The organism is Cyclobacterium plantarum (genome assembly GCF_011290685.1).
GTDB classification, from domain to species: Bacteria; Bacteroidota; Bacteroidia; order Cytophagales; family Cyclobacteriaceae; genus Cyclobacterium; species Cyclobacterium plantarum.
The window spans coordinates 38,014-54,217 of record NZ_JAANYN010000013.1; the positions used below are offsets into that span (position 1 = coordinate 38,014).

At 43.9% G+C, this 16,204-nt stretch carries 9 protein-coding genes; 5 read left to right on the forward strand and 4 right to left on the reverse strand.

All coding sequences use genetic code 11. The features are described from left to right. Position 1: 1 nt before the first annotated feature. Entirely contained in the window at positions 2-205 is a 204-nt protein-coding gene (locus G9Q97_RS25115) for a PepSY domain-containing protein (RefSeq protein WP_246255820.1), read from the forward strand. 250 nt (positions 206-455) lie between these two features. Here G9Q97_RS25115 and G9Q97_RS21705 read toward each other — a convergent pair whose 3' ends face one another. Continuing rightward, on the reverse strand, positions 456-3,308 hold the full coding sequence (locus tag G9Q97_RS21705) for a ligand-binding sensor domain-containing protein (RefSeq protein WP_166150845.1): 2,853 nt from the start codon (positions 3,306-3,308) through the stop codon (positions 456-458). Positions 3,309-3,560: 252 nt separating this feature from the next. On the opposite strand from G9Q97_RS21705, the gene G9Q97_RS21710 reads away from it, so the two are divergent. The 4 genes from G9Q97_RS21710 to G9Q97_RS21725 are packed head-to-tail and all read left to right on the forward strand — an operon-like array spanning position 3,561 to position 10,755. After that, positions 3,561-6,641: a SusC/RagA family TonB-linked outer membrane protein gene (locus G9Q97_RS21710; RefSeq protein ID WP_166150847.1), complete on the forward strand. Its 3,081-nt coding sequence runs from the start codon at positions 3,561-3,563 to the stop codon at positions 6,639-6,641. A 5-nt stretch (positions 6,642-6,646) separates the two neighbouring features. Then, a complete protein-coding gene (locus G9Q97_RS21715; protein WP_246255821.1) occupies positions 6,647-8,122 on the forward strand; it encodes a RagB/SusD family nutrient uptake outer membrane protein in 1,476 nt (491 codons plus the stop codon). 12 nt (positions 8,123-8,134) lie between these two features. Beyond that, the gene (locus tag G9Q97_RS21720; protein WP_166150849.1) at positions 8,135-9,625 is read left to right on the forward strand and encodes a PKD domain-containing protein; all 1,491 of its coding nucleotides are present in this window, start codon (positions 8,135-8,137) and stop codon (positions 9,623-9,625) included. A gap of 5 nt (positions 9,626-9,630) precedes the next feature. Further along, complete coding sequence (locus G9Q97_RS21725) at positions 9,631-10,755, forward strand: glycoside hydrolase family 16 protein (protein WP_317168798.1); 1,125 nt, start codon at positions 9,631-9,633, stop codon at positions 10,753-10,755. A 907-nt stretch (positions 10,756-11,662) separates the two neighbouring features. Here the strand turns inward: G9Q97_RS21725 and G9Q97_RS21730 are convergent. The 3 genes from G9Q97_RS21730 to G9Q97_RS21740 form a co-directional block, all read right to left on the reverse strand. Beyond that, positions 11,663-13,672: a protein-disulfide reductase DsbD family protein gene (locus G9Q97_RS21730; RefSeq protein WP_166150851.1), complete on the reverse strand. Its 2,010-nt coding sequence runs from the start codon at positions 13,670-13,672 to the stop codon at positions 11,663-11,665. Between the two features lie 93 nt (positions 13,673-13,765). Next, positions 13,766-15,157, reverse strand: coding sequence for a dipeptidase (locus tag G9Q97_RS21735; protein WP_166150853.1), 1,392 nt, complete (start codon positions 15,155-15,157; stop codon positions 13,766-13,768). A gap of 56 nt (positions 15,158-15,213) precedes the next feature. Next, the gene (locus tag G9Q97_RS21740; protein ID WP_166150856.1) at positions 15,214-16,149 is read right to left on the reverse strand and encodes a hydrogen peroxide-inducible genes activator; all 936 of its coding nucleotides are present in this window, start codon (positions 16,147-16,149) and stop codon (positions 15,214-15,216) included. Positions 16,150-16,204 lie beyond the last annotated feature (55 nt).

Here is a 16,204-nt window from a genome sequence, read left to right on the forward strand (position 1 = left end):
CATGCGGATCAACTACGATGTGCATGTGGGTGCCATTTTGGGTTTCCCTGGTAAGGTGTTGGCCTTCTTATTGAGCCTGATCATTGCCTCTTTGCCCATAACCGGGTTTTTGTTGTGGTACGGGAGAAAGGTCAAGGCCAAAAAGGGTAAAAAGCCAGAAAGGGTGGAACAGCAAAAACAGGAAAAAGTGCCTGTCTTGAATTGAATGGCATTTGCCTTGTCTATTAATTTCCTTGTTTTGGATCAAATGTTCCAGCCGTCTACAATTGGTTTTTATTTGATACATGGCCTGGCTGATTTCTTGAGAAGTAGAACAATTGCCTTATAACTGTAGACTATATGTGGTTGGCCAGTATCACTGGCTCTTTCCAAATCATTTATCCTTGAATGACTCAAATCCAAATCCCACAACAGACCTTCAATGAATGGTATAAATGCTTGATTTAAATAAAATTTTAAAACTTCAAAATATACTCCTGCAGGTTGTCACTGCGCTCCAGATTGAGCTTTTTGCGCAGGCGGTAGCGGGCAATTTCCACACCACGTATGGAGATATTCATCAGGTAGGCGATTTCTTTTGTGGAAAGATTCATCCTGAGATAAGCACTCAATTTGATTTCCTGTGGACTTAGCTTGTCATATTCCTTTTTAAACCGGCCCATAAAATCGCCATGTACCTGGTCAAAATGAACCTCAAACTGCTCCCAGTCCTGATCTTTGGCAATATTTTTTTCAATGTTTTTGATGACCTTCTGTATCTCCTGCTTCACCTCCTGGTTTTTGCTTTTCCTGGTGATGGCATTCAGGTTATTGCGCATGTGGTCAATAAACCCATTTTTTGTGATCAGATGCATGGTGGCAGCTGCCAGCTCCTTATTTTTTATCTGAATTTCCTGTTTTAATTTTTCCGTTCGCAGCTTTTCCACTTCCTTTTGGCTAACCTTCAATTCGGACTCCTTGGCTTCAATGGCTTGCTTAGAGGCTGTTTTTATTTGAAGGGTTTTCTTTTGGTACCTTTTCTCTATTATGCGGTAAGCCACTAAGAAGTTTACAAGGAAAACAAAAATATAGACCATGTAAGCCAGCTTGCTCCTGTACCAGGGAGGCAAAACCTCAAAGCTAAAGGTGCTTACAGGGCTGATCGCGCCATAAATGTTCCTGCTGCGTGCATGGAAGACATACTTCCCCTCTCTCAGGTTAGTATAGGCTTTTTCCCTTTTATCTATCCATTCTCCATAGTCCTCTTCTAATCCCTCCAGCCAATATTGATACCTCAGGTCTTTTTCATTATTGGGGGTAGGATTACTGCTTTCGAAGCGGATGTTTGCCTTTTTATACGGAATTTCAGTCATCCCGGAAGAGGGCAGATGCTGACTAACATTGCCTGCAAAAATCAAAGAATCAGAGGGACCAGTAAGGTATACTGCCCTGATTAAGGTAGGGAAAACGGGGGGTTGGAAATTATTGTCATTAAGGCTAAACCGGATAAATCCTTCATTGGCAGCAAAAAGCACTTCATTTCCCCTGATGGCAGAAATGTTTGGCAAGTCATCATTGAGCAGGGGAAGGAGCGGATTGAATACCTGAAAATGTTTGTGATAGCTGCCATCAACTTTTTTTTCTAAAACCCCCATTTCAGTCTCTCCGATGAAAAATATATTTCCCATCTGATCCTCAAGCAGGTAATGAAATAGAAAATCATTTTCAAAGTAAGGATCAAATATAGGGTCTCTTTCAAAAACCTGTTGGAGTTCATTGAAGCGAAATACCCCTGCCTGGGTGGTATAAATCAGCCTGTTTTTGACTTTCCATACATTGTTAAAGATGTTGCTGGGTAAGCCCTTTTCAGTACCGAAATAGGCTACTTTAACAGCCGATAAAGTGGAGTCCAACCGGAGTTTATATATTCCTTTATAGCCATGGGCCACCCAAATATCTCCATTTTCATCTTGTTCGATCACCCTGCTTGACTCGTCAAACCCTTTGATTTTTCTTAAATATGTGAGGTCCTCATCCCTTTTTTCATAGAGGTGCAGGCCCTGGTAGCTTCCGGCAAGAATCAAATTGGGGTAATCCTTCAATAGCTGAAAATTCCAAATACCTTCAGGACCTGCTATTTTTTCTGCCCGGTTATTCCTTATGCTTAGGGCACCGTCGTTATGAGCAACCAGCAAAAGATCCTGTAAGGATTTGATTTGATATACCTGACCATTGGTATTGGGGATCAATTCCATACTCTTGGATCCATCAACATTGGATTGCTGTACATAGACTCCATTATTGGTTCCCAGATACAATGTTCCCTGCTCATTGGTGGCATGGTAACCTGTACCGGTAATCCCGGAATATTGATTGATTTTTCCGAAAGGCAGACTTAATTGGATCATGGATAAGCCATTGTTGTGCCCCAGCCATAAATTACCCGATAGGTCTTCAAAAAGGGAAACGATTGAATTGTTATTCAATCCGCTTTCCTTATTCAATTTCATCAATTCCTTTCCCTCTGTATTGATCAATAACAAGCCGTCAAGTTGGGTGGCAATGGCAATATGGCCATTACTCAACCGTAAAACCGCATTAATGGTCAGCTCAGGAGTAGTCTTCCAGTTAGCAACAGACCTGCCTGTGAGTTCATTAATTCCATTGTCACGGGTAAAAACCAGGTATTTGCCCGATCCTGTCGGAATCAAGCCGGTAATTAATTTATCACTGAAGTAGGAGTTTACAAGAGAAAAGGAGCCATTTTCTAATTTTTTTAAACCAGTCTGTCTCTCGTTTACAAACAAGGTGTTATTACTGAAATAGAAACTTTCAAAAGCGGATTGACTTTCCAGACTAAAATTAAAGCGATGGTTGTGATCGAAAACAAAAATTCGATCTGTGGCACAGAAGTAAATGTGTTCATTTCCCAGAAAAACTTTCCAGACCTCCTCCAGGTTTTGAAAGGATTCCGGAAGGGAATCTTTAAGAGACTTGAAGACCAGTTGCCCTTTATCATTGGGGCTGAAGGTACCAAATTCCCCCTGTCCCGAAACATAGATTATGCCGTTTTCATCCACCTGTACATGCCTGGTTTTGGTACTATTCGGAAGAGAGAACCTTCTCCAGGTGGTGCCATCATGGACCAGTAAACCATAGTTGTTCGCAATGTACAGCAAGCCGCTCGCATGCTGGGTAATCGCATAATTCTGTATACCTCCCTGATATTCCTGACTGGAGTAGTACCTGGTAAAAGGCAAGGCCAATGACTGACATAGCACCTGTTGTGTCAGGACAAATAAAAAAAAGAGGCCCAAAGTTGCTCTCATTATGGAAGTAAATCTGATCGTAAATGCAATATACCCAATTTAAATTTGATGTAATAGAGCTAATTAAGGCATAAGGTATAAATGTAATTAAAAACCCTGTTTAAATATCATTAAACCCATATTTATTCTCTTTTTGTAGGGTTTTTGTGAAATATGAAAAACCACCTTGATGTAGTAATGTTGTATAGGCAATTTTCCATTTAAAGTAGCTTATTCTCAATTTTGGACTGATGTAAATCCAAATTTAATCAAATGAAAAAAGTCTTATTACTGTATTATGCCATGTGCTTGTCCCTGATCGGGATGGCACAATCCAATGAGATCATTGGAAAGGTAACAGACGAATCGGGATTTCCCCTTCCGGGAGTAAGTATCTTAAAGGTGGAGTCCAGCGTAGGGACCGTTACAGATATTGATGGAAATTTTACCATCAATGTCAGTACCGGTGAGGTACTTCAGTTTTCTTATCTGGGATTCAAATCCCAACGACTTACTGTCGGATCGGGTAGAGAATTGAATGTAGTATTGGAAGAGGATGTTTCCAATTTAGATGAAGTAGTTGTTATCGGTTATGGCTCGGCCACTAAAAGGGAGTTGACCGGAGCTACGGCTCAGGTAAAGGGGGAAGCCATTGAAAAAATGAACATGCCCAGGGTAGATCAGGCCCTTCAGGGTAAAATGGCGGGTGTCAACATCAGCACCAATTCCGGTGCCCCCGGAGGTACTTCAAATATCCGTATAAGAGGTATCGGTACATTTGGGGACAATGACCCTTTGATTTTGGTAGACGGTGTTATTTATGATGCCGCCGGCTTGAATGCCCTGAATCCCAATGACATTGCCTCCGTGAATGTGTTGAAGGATGGTACCGCTGGTATATATGGTGTCAGGGCTGCCAACGGCGTTATTTTGATTGAAACCAAAAAAGGTAATCTGGGAACCAAGCCCAGGTTGGATTTCAATGCTTATTATGGGGTGCAACAAACCGCCCGTAAGCTAGACCTGTTGAACGCACGGGAATTTGCCATTTTGAAAAACGAGGCTTATGCAGCCGGCGGTCTGGCACTACCTTTCAACAATGTGGAATTGGGAGAGGGTACCAATTGGCAGGATGCTGTTTTTCAGGAATCACCCATACAGGAGTATAACCTGACTGTGACGGGCGGTTCAGAGAAAACTTCCTATTCCATAGGAGGAAGCTATTTTGCCCAGGAAGGAATCGTAGGTGGGCCAAAGGCCAATTTTGAAAGGTACAATGCCCGGATCAATTTCACCACGGAAATTGCCCCGAAAATTAAATTCACCAATGTTTTGCTCTTTACCAGGGAGCAAAGCAGTACTTTACCTCAGGGGGGAATTGGTTCCGTATTGTACAACACCATCAACGCTTATCCTACAGAACCGATAAGGGTAGGGGACAGGTACTCCTATCTGGAGAATGTCAATGACATCATCAACCCTCTGGCCCAGATGGAAAATGCTTACAACGACTCCTACGTCAATAAGCTGGTGGGAAAGGAAGAAGTGGAATATGCCATCAACGATCACTTTACCTGGACCGGAAGGGCTGGCTACAACTACGCCATGGTGGATGCCAAAACTTTTAATCCTTTGGTATGGTATGGACCGGGAAAATTTGCCAATTCAGCAAGAAATGCTGATTTGGATCCGGTTTTGGTGGACGTAGGCGGCCTGGAAATCGAAAGAGGTGCCAGTGTATTCGAGTCCAGAAACACCTTCCTGGATTACAACCTGGAGACTTTCCTGAATTATAACAGAACCTTTGCTGAGCTACATCGGGTAAAGGGCATGATAGGACTTTCCCTGGTAGGAAACAGAAGCGAAGGCTTAAACGGTACAGGTTTTAATATTCCGAACAACGACCTGAATTTTGCAGATATTTCTGCCAATCAGGCTCCGGGAGGATTTCTGAATGGAGTGGGTTCTTTTCAAAGCAGTCAAAGACTGACCTCAGCTTTCATTAGAGGTGAATATGATTACAAACAACGCTACCTTTTTTCTGCTATCCTGCGACGGGATGGTTCCACCAATTTCGGTCCAAACAACAGGATTGGATATTTCCCGGCTATTTCCGGGGCATGGGTCATTTCTGATGAACCGTTTTTCAATGCCGGAGCCATAGATTTCATGAAACTCAGAACAAGCTTTGGGGTTTCGGGAAATGATCAAATAGGTTTGTTCCGCTACAGGGGCCTGCTCAATGGTTCTGCAACCTACGTATTCAACGATCTGATTGTCAATGGTGCCGCTATCGGAAATACCAGCAATCCAGACCTGAAATGGGAAACCACCTATCAAACGAATATAGGTTTGGATTTTTCTCTTTTCAATAACCTGGATTTTACGGCCAATTATTTTATCAAAAACACAAAGGACCTGCTTTTCCAGCCCGATGTGTCCGCCCTTTTGGGGGCATACGGACCCGGAGGTGCACCGCCCGTGATTAATGCGGGAGATGTGTTGAACAGGGGGGTTGAGCTTGAGCTGGGATATGCCACCAACCGGCAATCCGGCGTGAATTTCACTGCGGATTACAATGTGACCTTTTTGAAGAATGAGGTAACCGCTGTACCTCAGGGATTTGAATTTATTCCCGGTGCGGGTTTTAGCGTGGGAGGAAATGTGGCCAGCAGATTTCAGGAAGGTTTTCCAATAGGATACTTTATCGGTTATCAGACAGATGGGATTTTCCAGACCCAGGAGGAAATCATATCCAGCCCTGTGGTACAGCCTGGTGCTCAGCCAGGAGACCTGCGTTTTGTTGATCAAAATGGGGATGGGGTAATCAGCTTTGGAGATGATACTGATCGTACTCAGATTGGCTCTCCCATTCCTGATATGGTCATGGGTTTCAACCTGACAGCGGATTTTAAGGGTTTTGATATAGGAGCCAATGTATATGCCGCTTTGGGCCAGGAAATCATCCGGAATTATGAAAGGCAACAGCCATTTGCCAACCAGTTGTCCTATACCATCAACAGGTGGACAGGACCGGGTACAACGGATACCTACCCAAGACTGACTACGGGAGCCACCAGAAATAATGTTTTCTCCGATTATTTCGTAGAGGATGGGTCGTTTTTGCGGCTGAGAAATGTACAGTTGGGATATACACTTCCACTTTCCATAACCGAGAAAATAGGGGTTCAGTATTTCCGCTTTTACCTGGCTGCCAATAACCTGGTGACCCTGACAAATTATCAGGGATTTGATCCCGATGTAGGTTCAGGTAACCCACTCTTCGCCGGTGTGGACAATGGGATTTACCCCCAGGCAAAAACCTTTATGGCTGGTTTAAATATTAAATTCTAAGCAAGATGATGAAAAATATATATCAAGGGTTACTTATCCTGACATTGGGAATGGTGACCGCATGCGATAGTTTATTGGATATTGATCCTGAATTTACCCAGGATGCGGAAAACTTCTTCAATACCGAAGAAGATTTTGACAGGGCCATCATTGGCGTTTATGACATGATGCAGCCTGCTTACCTCAACATGTGGATTGGCGAAATCGCTTCAGACAATGCCATTGCCGGCGGAGAGAGTGTGAATGACTCAAGGGGCCTGCACGAAATAGAGAACATGACCCATGGGGGCGTGAATCAGGAACTAAGGGCAGTGATGCGGGTAAATTACACCGGAATTGCCCGTGCAAATTATATTTTCGAAAATCAGGACAATATAGATTTTGACGGAAAGGCCCTGATTCTGGCAGAAGCCAAATTTATGCGGGCCTATTTCTACTTCAATCTGGTCAATTATTTTGGGGATATGCCACTGATCGTAGACCGGAGAATTTCCATCAGTGAAATTCCCAATGCTGAGAGAACCCCCAGGGCAGCCATTTACGAACAGATAGAAAGTGATTTGGGAGAGGCTATGGAAGTGCTTCCCTGGACCTTTAGCGAAACCGGCCGGTTGACCAGGGGAGCGGCCATGGCCATGCTGGGTAAGGTGTTGCTGTACCAAAACAAATATGCGGAAGCCGCAACCATTCTGGGAGATCTGATAGCCGATAATCAGGGGGGGTACGAACTATTCCCGGATTACAGCACCCTATTCTTAAATGAAAACAGAAATGTGTCAGAGGATGTGTTCACCATTCAGTTCAGCGGATTGCAGGGTGGAGATTACGGTTGCCTGGTTTGCCTGAATGGCAATGCAGCAGTTGGATTTCAAAGTATCAGGCAATATGATGGCCCATTCTATGCTGATGGGAATAGTTACAATCTACCGACTCAAGACCTTTACGATGCATTTGAAGAAGGAGATATCCGAAGGGAAGCCACAGTTTTGGACCTGGATGCATTTATCGCTGCTCAGCCCAATCCTGATGAAATCACCTACGCTATTGGAGGTGGGGGCCATACAGGTTTTTACAATAACAAATACATCAAGAGGCTTGATGAGCGGGGTTTGCCGGACGATGATCTGACCAGTCCCCTGAATTACAGGGCCATTCGCTGGGCGGATGTTTTGCTGATGGCAGCAGAAGCTTTTCAAAGGTCTGGTAATGACGAAAGGGCCAGGACTGAACTCAATAAAGTCAGGGCACGTGTAAATATGCCGGATGTAAGCAGTAGCGACGATGCATTATACCAGGCCATATTGAACGAAAGAAGGTACGAACTATCGGGAGAAGGCTTCAGGTTTTTTGATTTGGTCAGGACCGGTCAGGCCGGCGAAAGGATTGATGGTTTCATCACAGGTCAACATGAAGTTTTCCCCATACCTCAGGTTGAAATTGATTTGGCAGGAGGTATCTGGGAACAAAATCCAGGATATTAAACAGTAATACCCATGAAAAAATATATCAATTACATCAAATTTATGTTGCCATTACTTTTTATGGCGGCATGTATAGAGGAATATACGCTGGAGGAAGCCCCTCCTACACAGGAAGACGCTGATTTCAGTTTTGAACCTACTGCAGAAAGTGACAATATCCTCCAGTTTACCGCTGCCAATGATTTCTTTATCATGAATTGGGACTTGGGAAATGGCAGTTCGGGTTCTGGTAAAACAGTTACAGGTACCTTTCCCACAGCAGGAACGTATACCGTATCTTTAACTGTATTCAATGCCGGAGGAAGTGTTACGGTAAGTAAGGAAATAGAAATAGCCGAGACCGATCCATTATTACTGGACAAACCCCTGTACAATATGTTAACTGGAGGAGCTGAAGCTACCGAAGGTAAGACCTGGAAAGTTGATGCCGGAAGGGCGGGACATTTTGGAGTGGGACCCAACCCTTCACAGGCGGGAGACTTTCCTGAATATTATCAGGCCCAACCCAACGAAAAGGAAGGGTCAGGCATGTATACAGACCGTTACACTTTCTTTTTGGCAAATTTTGATTTTCAAATGGAGACCAATGGTTTTGTTTACTTGAATGCTGCTCAAGGGAGTGAGTTTTCTGGTGCTTTTGATCCGGGTGTTGGAGATCTTTCAGCTCCCTATGAGGCCCCTGAAGGCCTTAAATGGAGTATTGCGGAGCCAGAGGGTAGCTATCCCGAATTGACGATTTCTCAGGGTGGCTTTTTGGGCTATTTTGCCGGGGGAAGGACCTACCAGGTAGTGAACATAGAAGAAAATGAAATTCTTTTGCGCTTTGTGGATCAGGCCAACACAGATCTCGCATGGTATATCCGATTGATACCAGAAGATTTTGTACCTGAAGAAGAAGTCAGTCCTGAACCAGAGCCAGAACCTGTAGATCCTGGGATCTTAACATTAAACAGCCTTATAGGGGAAGGCACAAAAACCTGGAAACTCAAACCTGCTGCCGGAGCATTTGGTGTAGGTCCAGCCCCGGGGAGTGACGAATATTTTCCCAATGGACAAGACATTTCCGGAGAACGGGCTTGTTTGTTCAATGACCGTTTTATCTTTCAGGAAGGTGGGATTTATGCGTATGATCCGGTGGATGACATCTTTGGAGAAGCTTATATGGGATTAGAAGAAGAAGGATGCCAGCCCGTGGCCAACCTTTCTGGCACGGCAGGTGAAGCATGGGGGGCAGGAACACATACCTTTAGTTTTACCGAGGCTACTGAATCTGAAAATGCCCGCATTACGGTCACCGGAACCGGAGCTTTTATTGCCTTGCCAAAAGCCTTTAACCAGGGGGAATATGAAGCAGGGCCTCCGGCAGAAGACAGGTCGGTATCCTATGAGGTGATCGGATATGTCAATGAAGATGGTCAGGAAGAATTGACTTTGACCATAGACATCACTGATTCAGGTGGTGTATTCTGGACTTTTGTACTTATTCCTGAAGTTGAATCATGATGCTTATGATGACGAAATTATTTCAGACGGTTTCATTATTGCTCACCTTATTTTCTGCAAGCAGTTGCAATCAGGAAGAAGTGGACCAGCGGGTGTTGCTGCCACAAAACCTGGAGGTGACCGTAGAAGAGGGAGAAAATGGATTGGTACAGGTAAGCTTCACCGCTGATCAGGCCAACTTCTTCCGGGTGAGTTTTGGTGCTGGAAATGATATGCCGGAGCGGGTAAGTGGAAATCAATCCAGCTACCGATACGATTCCCCAGGGGAGTATACCATTATAGTACAGGCCCATGCCACTGAAACAGATTTCATTAAAGAGGAGCGAAGCGTTACCATTACCGAACAAATGCTGGGCATGGGTTTTCCAGACTCAGGCTTCACGTCTCCCATGACTTATGAAGGCTATGCTTTGGTCTGGAACGATGAGTTTGAAGCGCAGACACTTTCCTCGGACTGGGTTTTTGAAATCGGCGATGGTTGCCCTAACCTATGTGGATGGGGTAACAATGAGCTGCAGTATTACCGCAGGGAAAATACGGAGCTGAAAGACGGCTACCTGGTGGTTACCGCCAGGGAAGAAAATATGGGGGGTAAAAACTATACTTCCTCCAGGCTCAAGACACAGGGACAGCAAAATTTTCAGTTCGGAAGAATCGATATCCGGGCAGCCTTACCTCAGGGACAAGGTATTTGGCCGGCTTTCTGGATGCTGGGAGAAAATATTAATGAGGTTCCCTGGCCTGCTTGTGGAGAGATCGATATCATGGAAATGATCGGAGGTAATGCCGATGGCAGAGACAATACCGTTCATGGTACCCTGCATTGGGATAATAATGGCAATTACGCTTCCGATGGCGGAAAGCTATCCCTTTCCGATGGAGCTATCCTGAAAGATAATTTTCATGTTTATTCCCTGATCTGGGAGGAAAACCAAATCACCTGGTTGCTGGATGATGAGGTATTTCATTCAATGGACATTTCACCGGCTGCTATGGACGAGTTCAGGGAGCCTTTCTTTTTGCTGATCAACATGGCAGTAGGTGGTAATTGGCCGGGCAATCCCGATGCCAGTACCCGTTTTCCACAGCAACTGGCGGTGGATTATGTGCGGGTTTTTGAGCGGGAGTAAATTTATTTGATTGCCAATTGGTTTAAAAAAAGGCGGTTTCCTAAGAAATCGCCTTTTTTTTGCCTGGCAGAATAGAAATCCGCTAAACAGGTTTTGTAAACCTGATTAGGTTTGTTTCAGAGAATCCAAATTCCATAACCCTTATATGTTTCTATGCTTTATATGGTTAAAAAAAAAGCAGGAACCATATAAGGAATATAAGGGCATTGAAGGGGACTTGCGTTAGCAAAACGATTCTTTTTTCTCATCAGGTGTAATCAACAGCCCAAAACATGTCCATTCAAAAAACATCTGGCCAGGTAATTCCAGAATCCTTATATGTTCTTCTATGCCTTATATGGTTAAAAGAAAAGGTAGGAACCATATAAGGAATATAAGGGCATTGAAGAGGGCTTGTGTTAGCAAAACGATTCTTTTTTTCCTGGTCAAGAGTACCCAAAATCAGGAAGAAAGTCCATTTAAAAACATGTCACCAGGTAAATCTAAATCCCTTATATGTGCTTCTATGCCTTATATGATTCAAAAAAAAGGCAGGACCATATAAGGAATATAAGGGCATTGAAGAGGGCTTGTGTTAGCAAAACGATTCTTTTTTTCCTGGTCAAGTGTAACCAACACCTGAAACATGTCCATATAAAAAATATATTACCAGTTAATTCTAAAACCCTTATATGTACTTCTATGCCTTATATGGTTTAAAAAAGGCGGGAACCATATAAGGAATATAAGGGTACCTGCATTAAGCTAAACAATACTTTTTTTTCTTGGTCAAGTGTAACCAACACCTGAAACATGTTCATATAAAAAACATATCACCAGTTAATTCTAAAACCCTAATGTGTGCTTCTATGTCTTATATGGTTCAAAAAAAAACAGGAACCAGAATTTTGAAAGAGCCGCTTATTTCCTATTGCCGCCTTTCAAATTCATTCTTGGCAGCATCCAGAAAATCGATAAACTTTTGAATATCCGTCTCATAGGCAATGGGGCTTACCAGCAATTCTTCCTTATGGTCCAGGATCACATAATAGGGCTGGGCGTTGTTGTTAAATCTGGTGATTTGAAAGTCTGCATTCTGTTTGCCTATGGTGCTTTTGACCTTGTTGTCATAGCTTGAAGTATACCATTCCGCTTCAGGAAGTTCGTACCGTTCATCAATGTATAGGGCCACCATAACGAAATCTTCCTTCAAACGGCTCAGCACCCTGGGGTCTGACCAAACACGGGCTTCCATCTCCCGGCAATTGACACAGCCATGTCCTGTAAAATCAATAAACAGGGGTTTATCCTGTCTTTTGGCAGCAGCCAATGCTTGCTCATAATCAAAATAGCCCTGTATTCCATGGGGGAAATGGAGAAAATCGGCATATTTGGGCACTTCATCCAGGGTTTGATCTGATGACAAGGAGTTTTCTCTGCTGATTTTCACCAGGTCAAAATCATGGGATGACAAAGGTGGCAGGTATCCACTCAGGGCTTTTAATGGCGCTCCCCACATGCCCGGAATCATGTACAGTACGAAAACAAAAGTAACCATGGCAAGAAGGAGTCTTGGAACCCCCAAATATTCCATGGGACTGTCGTGTGGCAGGCGTAATTTTCCCAGCAGGTAAATGCCCAGGAGAGCAAAGATGACGATCCAGATGGCCAGGTAAATTTCTCTGTCCAGCATGCCCCAATGGTATACCTGATCAGCAATACTCAGGAACTTAAATGCGAGAGCAAGTTCCAGGAAACCTAAAACTACCTTGACAGAATTGAGCCATCCACCCGATTTTGGCAAAGAGTTGAGCCATTCGGGGAAAATGGCAAATAAAGTAAATGGAAGGGCAAAAGCCAGGGAAAAGGCAAACATGCCCAAAATGGGCTTTAACAAGGCTCCGCCCGCAGAACTTATCAGAATTGACCCAACAATAGGTCCGGTACAGGAAAAAGACACAAGCACGAGGGTAAAAGCCATGAAGAAAATGCCCACCATGCCCCCTTTATCCGCCTTGGCATCCATTTTATTTACAAAGCCTGTTGGCAGGTTGATCTCAAATAAGCCAAGAAAAGCCAGGGCAAAGAAAATGAATACGGCAAAAAAGAAAACATTGGGAATCCAGTGGGTGGAGAGCCAGTTGGCAAATTCAGGACCCTGTATGGCAGCCACAATGGTACCCGCTATGGTGTAAATGGCAATGATGGAAAAACCATATATAAAGGCATTTCTAAACCCCTGAACCTTGGATTTGGCCCTCCCCGTAAAAAAAGTTACGGTCATGGGTATCATAGGAAACACACAAGGTGTAAGCAAAGCGGCCAAACCTGCAAGGAAAGCAATGACCAGAAATCCGATTAGCGACTCCTCCGGCCGTTCCAGAGAAATACTTTCCGAGGATTCAGCTGAATCTTCCAGCTCATTAAAAACGCCGGCATCGGCTTCACCTGACCCGGGCACGGAGGCCTGTGCATTGCCCAGGGCAATGCTGAATTCCTCCTGATAATTGATGCACTGATTGGTAATGTCAGAACACATTTGGTATTCCAGGGTACCCTTGATCAGTGCATTTTCCGCTTGTATTAACAGGGTTTGCCGGAATTCCCCTTCTTTTTCGAAATAAGTAACATCACCTTCCCATATTTCATCATATTTTGTCTTTGGGTCAATGGCCTGCAGCTTACCAAGCGGGCTGATCCCGGTGGTGTCTTCCCAAACGATTGCTGTCAGGATAGGGCCAAGGTCAGGGTCAAAATCATTGGAATAGATGTACCAATTGATTGGGATGTCTGCTTCAAAGATCAGGTTTACTTCCTCCCCAGTCTTTGGCTCAGGGTTTTCCAGGGCGATATCCCATTTAGGGGGAGCAATCACCTGGGCCTGTAAGCCATATGTAAAAAGGAAAATAAATAGGAAGACTAATTTGTTAGAATGCATTATGGATAGATTAATTGCCTTATGGTCCGGTACCTTTTGCTAATTAAAAAACGGGATGATAAGTTCCTGTTTTACTTCAATAAGCGCAAATGCTTATTTTTTCTTACCCAAAAGGTTAAAATGCTTGAAGAATAAAGCGATGGTTTCAATGCCTTTGAAATAATTATCCAGTCCGTAATGTTCATTGGGGGAATGAATGGCATCTGTGTCCAAACCAAAGCCAAGCAAAATTGGATCCAGGCCAAGAACTTTTTGAAACAATGCCGTGATGGGAATGGATCCACCTTCTCTGGTAGGAATCGCTTTCTTTCCGAAAGCCTCCTGTATGGCGGCTTCTGCTGCTTTATATCCAATGGAATCTGTAGGAACCACTGCTGCCTGACCTCCATGGTGAGGTACCACTTTAACTTTTACTGCGGGAGGAGCAATGCTTTTAAAATGGTTTTCAAAAAGTTTTGCGATGCTTTTGTGGTCCTGATCGGGCACCAGGCGCATGGATATCTTGGCTGAAGCCTTGGATGGGAGTACCGTTTTGGCGCCTTCCCCTATGTAGCCACCCCAAATGCCATTTACATCCAATGTGGGTCTTATGCCTACCCGCTCAATGGTGGTATATCCTTTTTCTCCGTATGTTTCTTTGATATCCAGCTTTCTTTTAAATTCACCTTCGTCAAAAGGAGCCTGATTCAATTTGTCCCTATATTCTTTTCCATATTCCTGCACCTGATCATAAAAGCCGGGAATGGTGATATGGTTGTTTTCATCGTGCAGTGAGGCGATCATCTTACAAAGCACATTGATGGGATTGGCGACTGATCCGCCAAAGGTGCCGCTATGCAGGTCCTTGTCGGGCCCTGTAACTTCCACCTGCATGTAGGCCAGCCCCCTTAAACCTACAGTCACAGAGGGATGCTCCAATGAGATCATGGATGTATCGGATATCAGGACCACATCCGCAGCAAGTTTTTCCTTGTTTGCCCGGACAAAGATGTCCAGGTTTTCGGAGCCTACTTCTTCTTCCCCTTCAATCATGAATTTGACATTACAGGATAGCTCTCCACTGGCCAGCATGGCTTCAAAAGCCTTAACATGCATGAAAAATTGCCCTTTGTCATCTGCCGACCCTCTCGCAAAGATGGCACCATTGGGATGAAGCTTGGTCTTTTTGATTACAGGCTCGAAAGGAGGAGAATCCCACAATTCCAGGGGATCGGCGGGCTGCACATCGTAATGTCCGTATACCAGTACAGTGGGTGCTTCCGGATCTGTGATTTTCTCGCCATATACGATGGGATAGCCTGCTGTTGGGCATATTTCTGCTTTGTCCACACCAGCTGCTTCCAGGCTTTCCCTCACAAAATCAGCGGCTTTAAAAACTTCATTTTTGTAAGCGGGATCTGCACTGACAGAGGGGATTTTTAACAGATTCACCAATTCTCCCAAAAATCTCTCTGAATTCGATTCAATATATTGTTTTAATGGCATGCCTTAAATTTGCTTGATTTGAAGACCGAAATTAAAACATTTTGAAGGATTTCACCTCATAATTTGAAATTTACAAGCTTACCATTTTTGTGGGAAAGCATGTGTTTGGGAACAACGTATTGAATCTCCTCAAATAGCAAATTCACCAATTTCTGCTTTAAAAAACTCCGGGTCAGAATAAGGCTGACTTCTCTGATAGGGGCATCGCCTATGAAGGGGCGCAAACGACTGGATTCTTCTTCACTCAGCCCATCAGTAGCTAGTTCCGGGAGAAGGGTAATGCCCTTATATCGGTTAACCATATTTTTCAAACCCTCAAGAGACCCGCTTTCATAATGGAAGTTCATCCGTTTGAATTTGTTTTGATCGCAGAGGTTGAGCACCTGATCCCGGAAACAATGCCCTTGTTGCAAAACCCATAGATCCTCCGCCATGATATCAGCCGCAGATACTTCAGACTGATCCAGCAAGGGATGGTTCTTTGACAGGTAAGCATAAAATTTCTCGTAAAAAATGGGTTTTTCTACAATTCCGGGCTCCTGTAAAGGGGTTACCACCAGGCCGATATCCAACTCATCATTTTTAAGCTTTTTGAGGATATCTTCCGTCACCATTTCCTGAACTTGCAACTGTACTTTGGGGTATTTATGAATAAAATTTTGAATAAACAAAGGCAGGAGATAGGGAGCCAAAGTAGGAATGACACCCATTTTTATCAATCCGCTAACATCTCCCTTTAATTGGTAAACCAGTTCTAGTATTCCCTTGCTTTCTGAGACCACTTTTTTGGCCTGGCCGATGATCATTTCCCCGATTTCCGTTGGAATAACAGGCATTTTTGATCGATCAAAGATGATGATGCCTAATTCTTTTTCCAGTTTGCTTACCTGAGCACTGAGGGTAGGTTGGGTTACAAAGCAAGCCTCAGCAGCCTGGCCAAAATGGCGAAACCTTTCTACAGCCAATATGTATTCCAATTGTTGAATAGTCATTTTTCTAGCCCCGGGTGATTAAACCTTGCCATTTTTATGATGGCGTAAATATAAA

What these genes read in the sequence shown, in the direction of transcription:
- G9Q97_RS25115 (WP_246255820.1), top strand. Translation starts at nt 2, where the DNA reads ATGCGGATCAACTACGATGTGCATGTGGGTGCCATTTTGGGTTTCCCT.
- G9Q97_RS21705 (WP_166150845.1), bottom strand. Translation starts at nt 3,308, where the DNA reads ATGAGAGCAACTTTGGGCCTCTTTTTTTTATTTGTCCTGACACAACAG.
- G9Q97_RS21710 (WP_166150847.1), top strand. Translation starts at nt 3,561, where the DNA reads ATGAAAAAAGTCTTATTACTGTATTATGCCATGTGCTTGTCCCTGATC.
- G9Q97_RS21715 (WP_246255821.1), top strand. Translation starts at nt 6,647, where the DNA reads ATGATGAAAAATATATATCAAGGGTTACTTATCCTGACATTGGGAATG.
- G9Q97_RS21720 (WP_166150849.1), top strand. Translation starts at nt 8,135, where the DNA reads ATGAAAAAATATATCAATTACATCAAATTTATGTTGCCATTACTTTTT.
- G9Q97_RS21725 (WP_317168798.1), top strand. Translation starts at nt 9,631, where the DNA reads ATGATGACGAAATTATTTCAGACGGTTTCATTATTGCTCACCTTATTT.
- G9Q97_RS21730 (WP_166150851.1), bottom strand. Translation starts at nt 13,672, where the DNA reads ATGCATTCTAACAAATTAGTCTTCCTATTTATTTTCCTTTTTACATAT.
- G9Q97_RS21735 (WP_166150853.1), bottom strand. Translation starts at nt 15,157, where the DNA reads ATGCCATTAAAACAATATATTGAATCGAATTCAGAGAGATTTTTGGGA.
- G9Q97_RS21740 (WP_166150856.1), bottom strand. Translation starts at nt 16,149, where the DNA reads ATGACTATTCAACAATTGGAATACATATTGGCTGTAGAAAGGTTTCGC.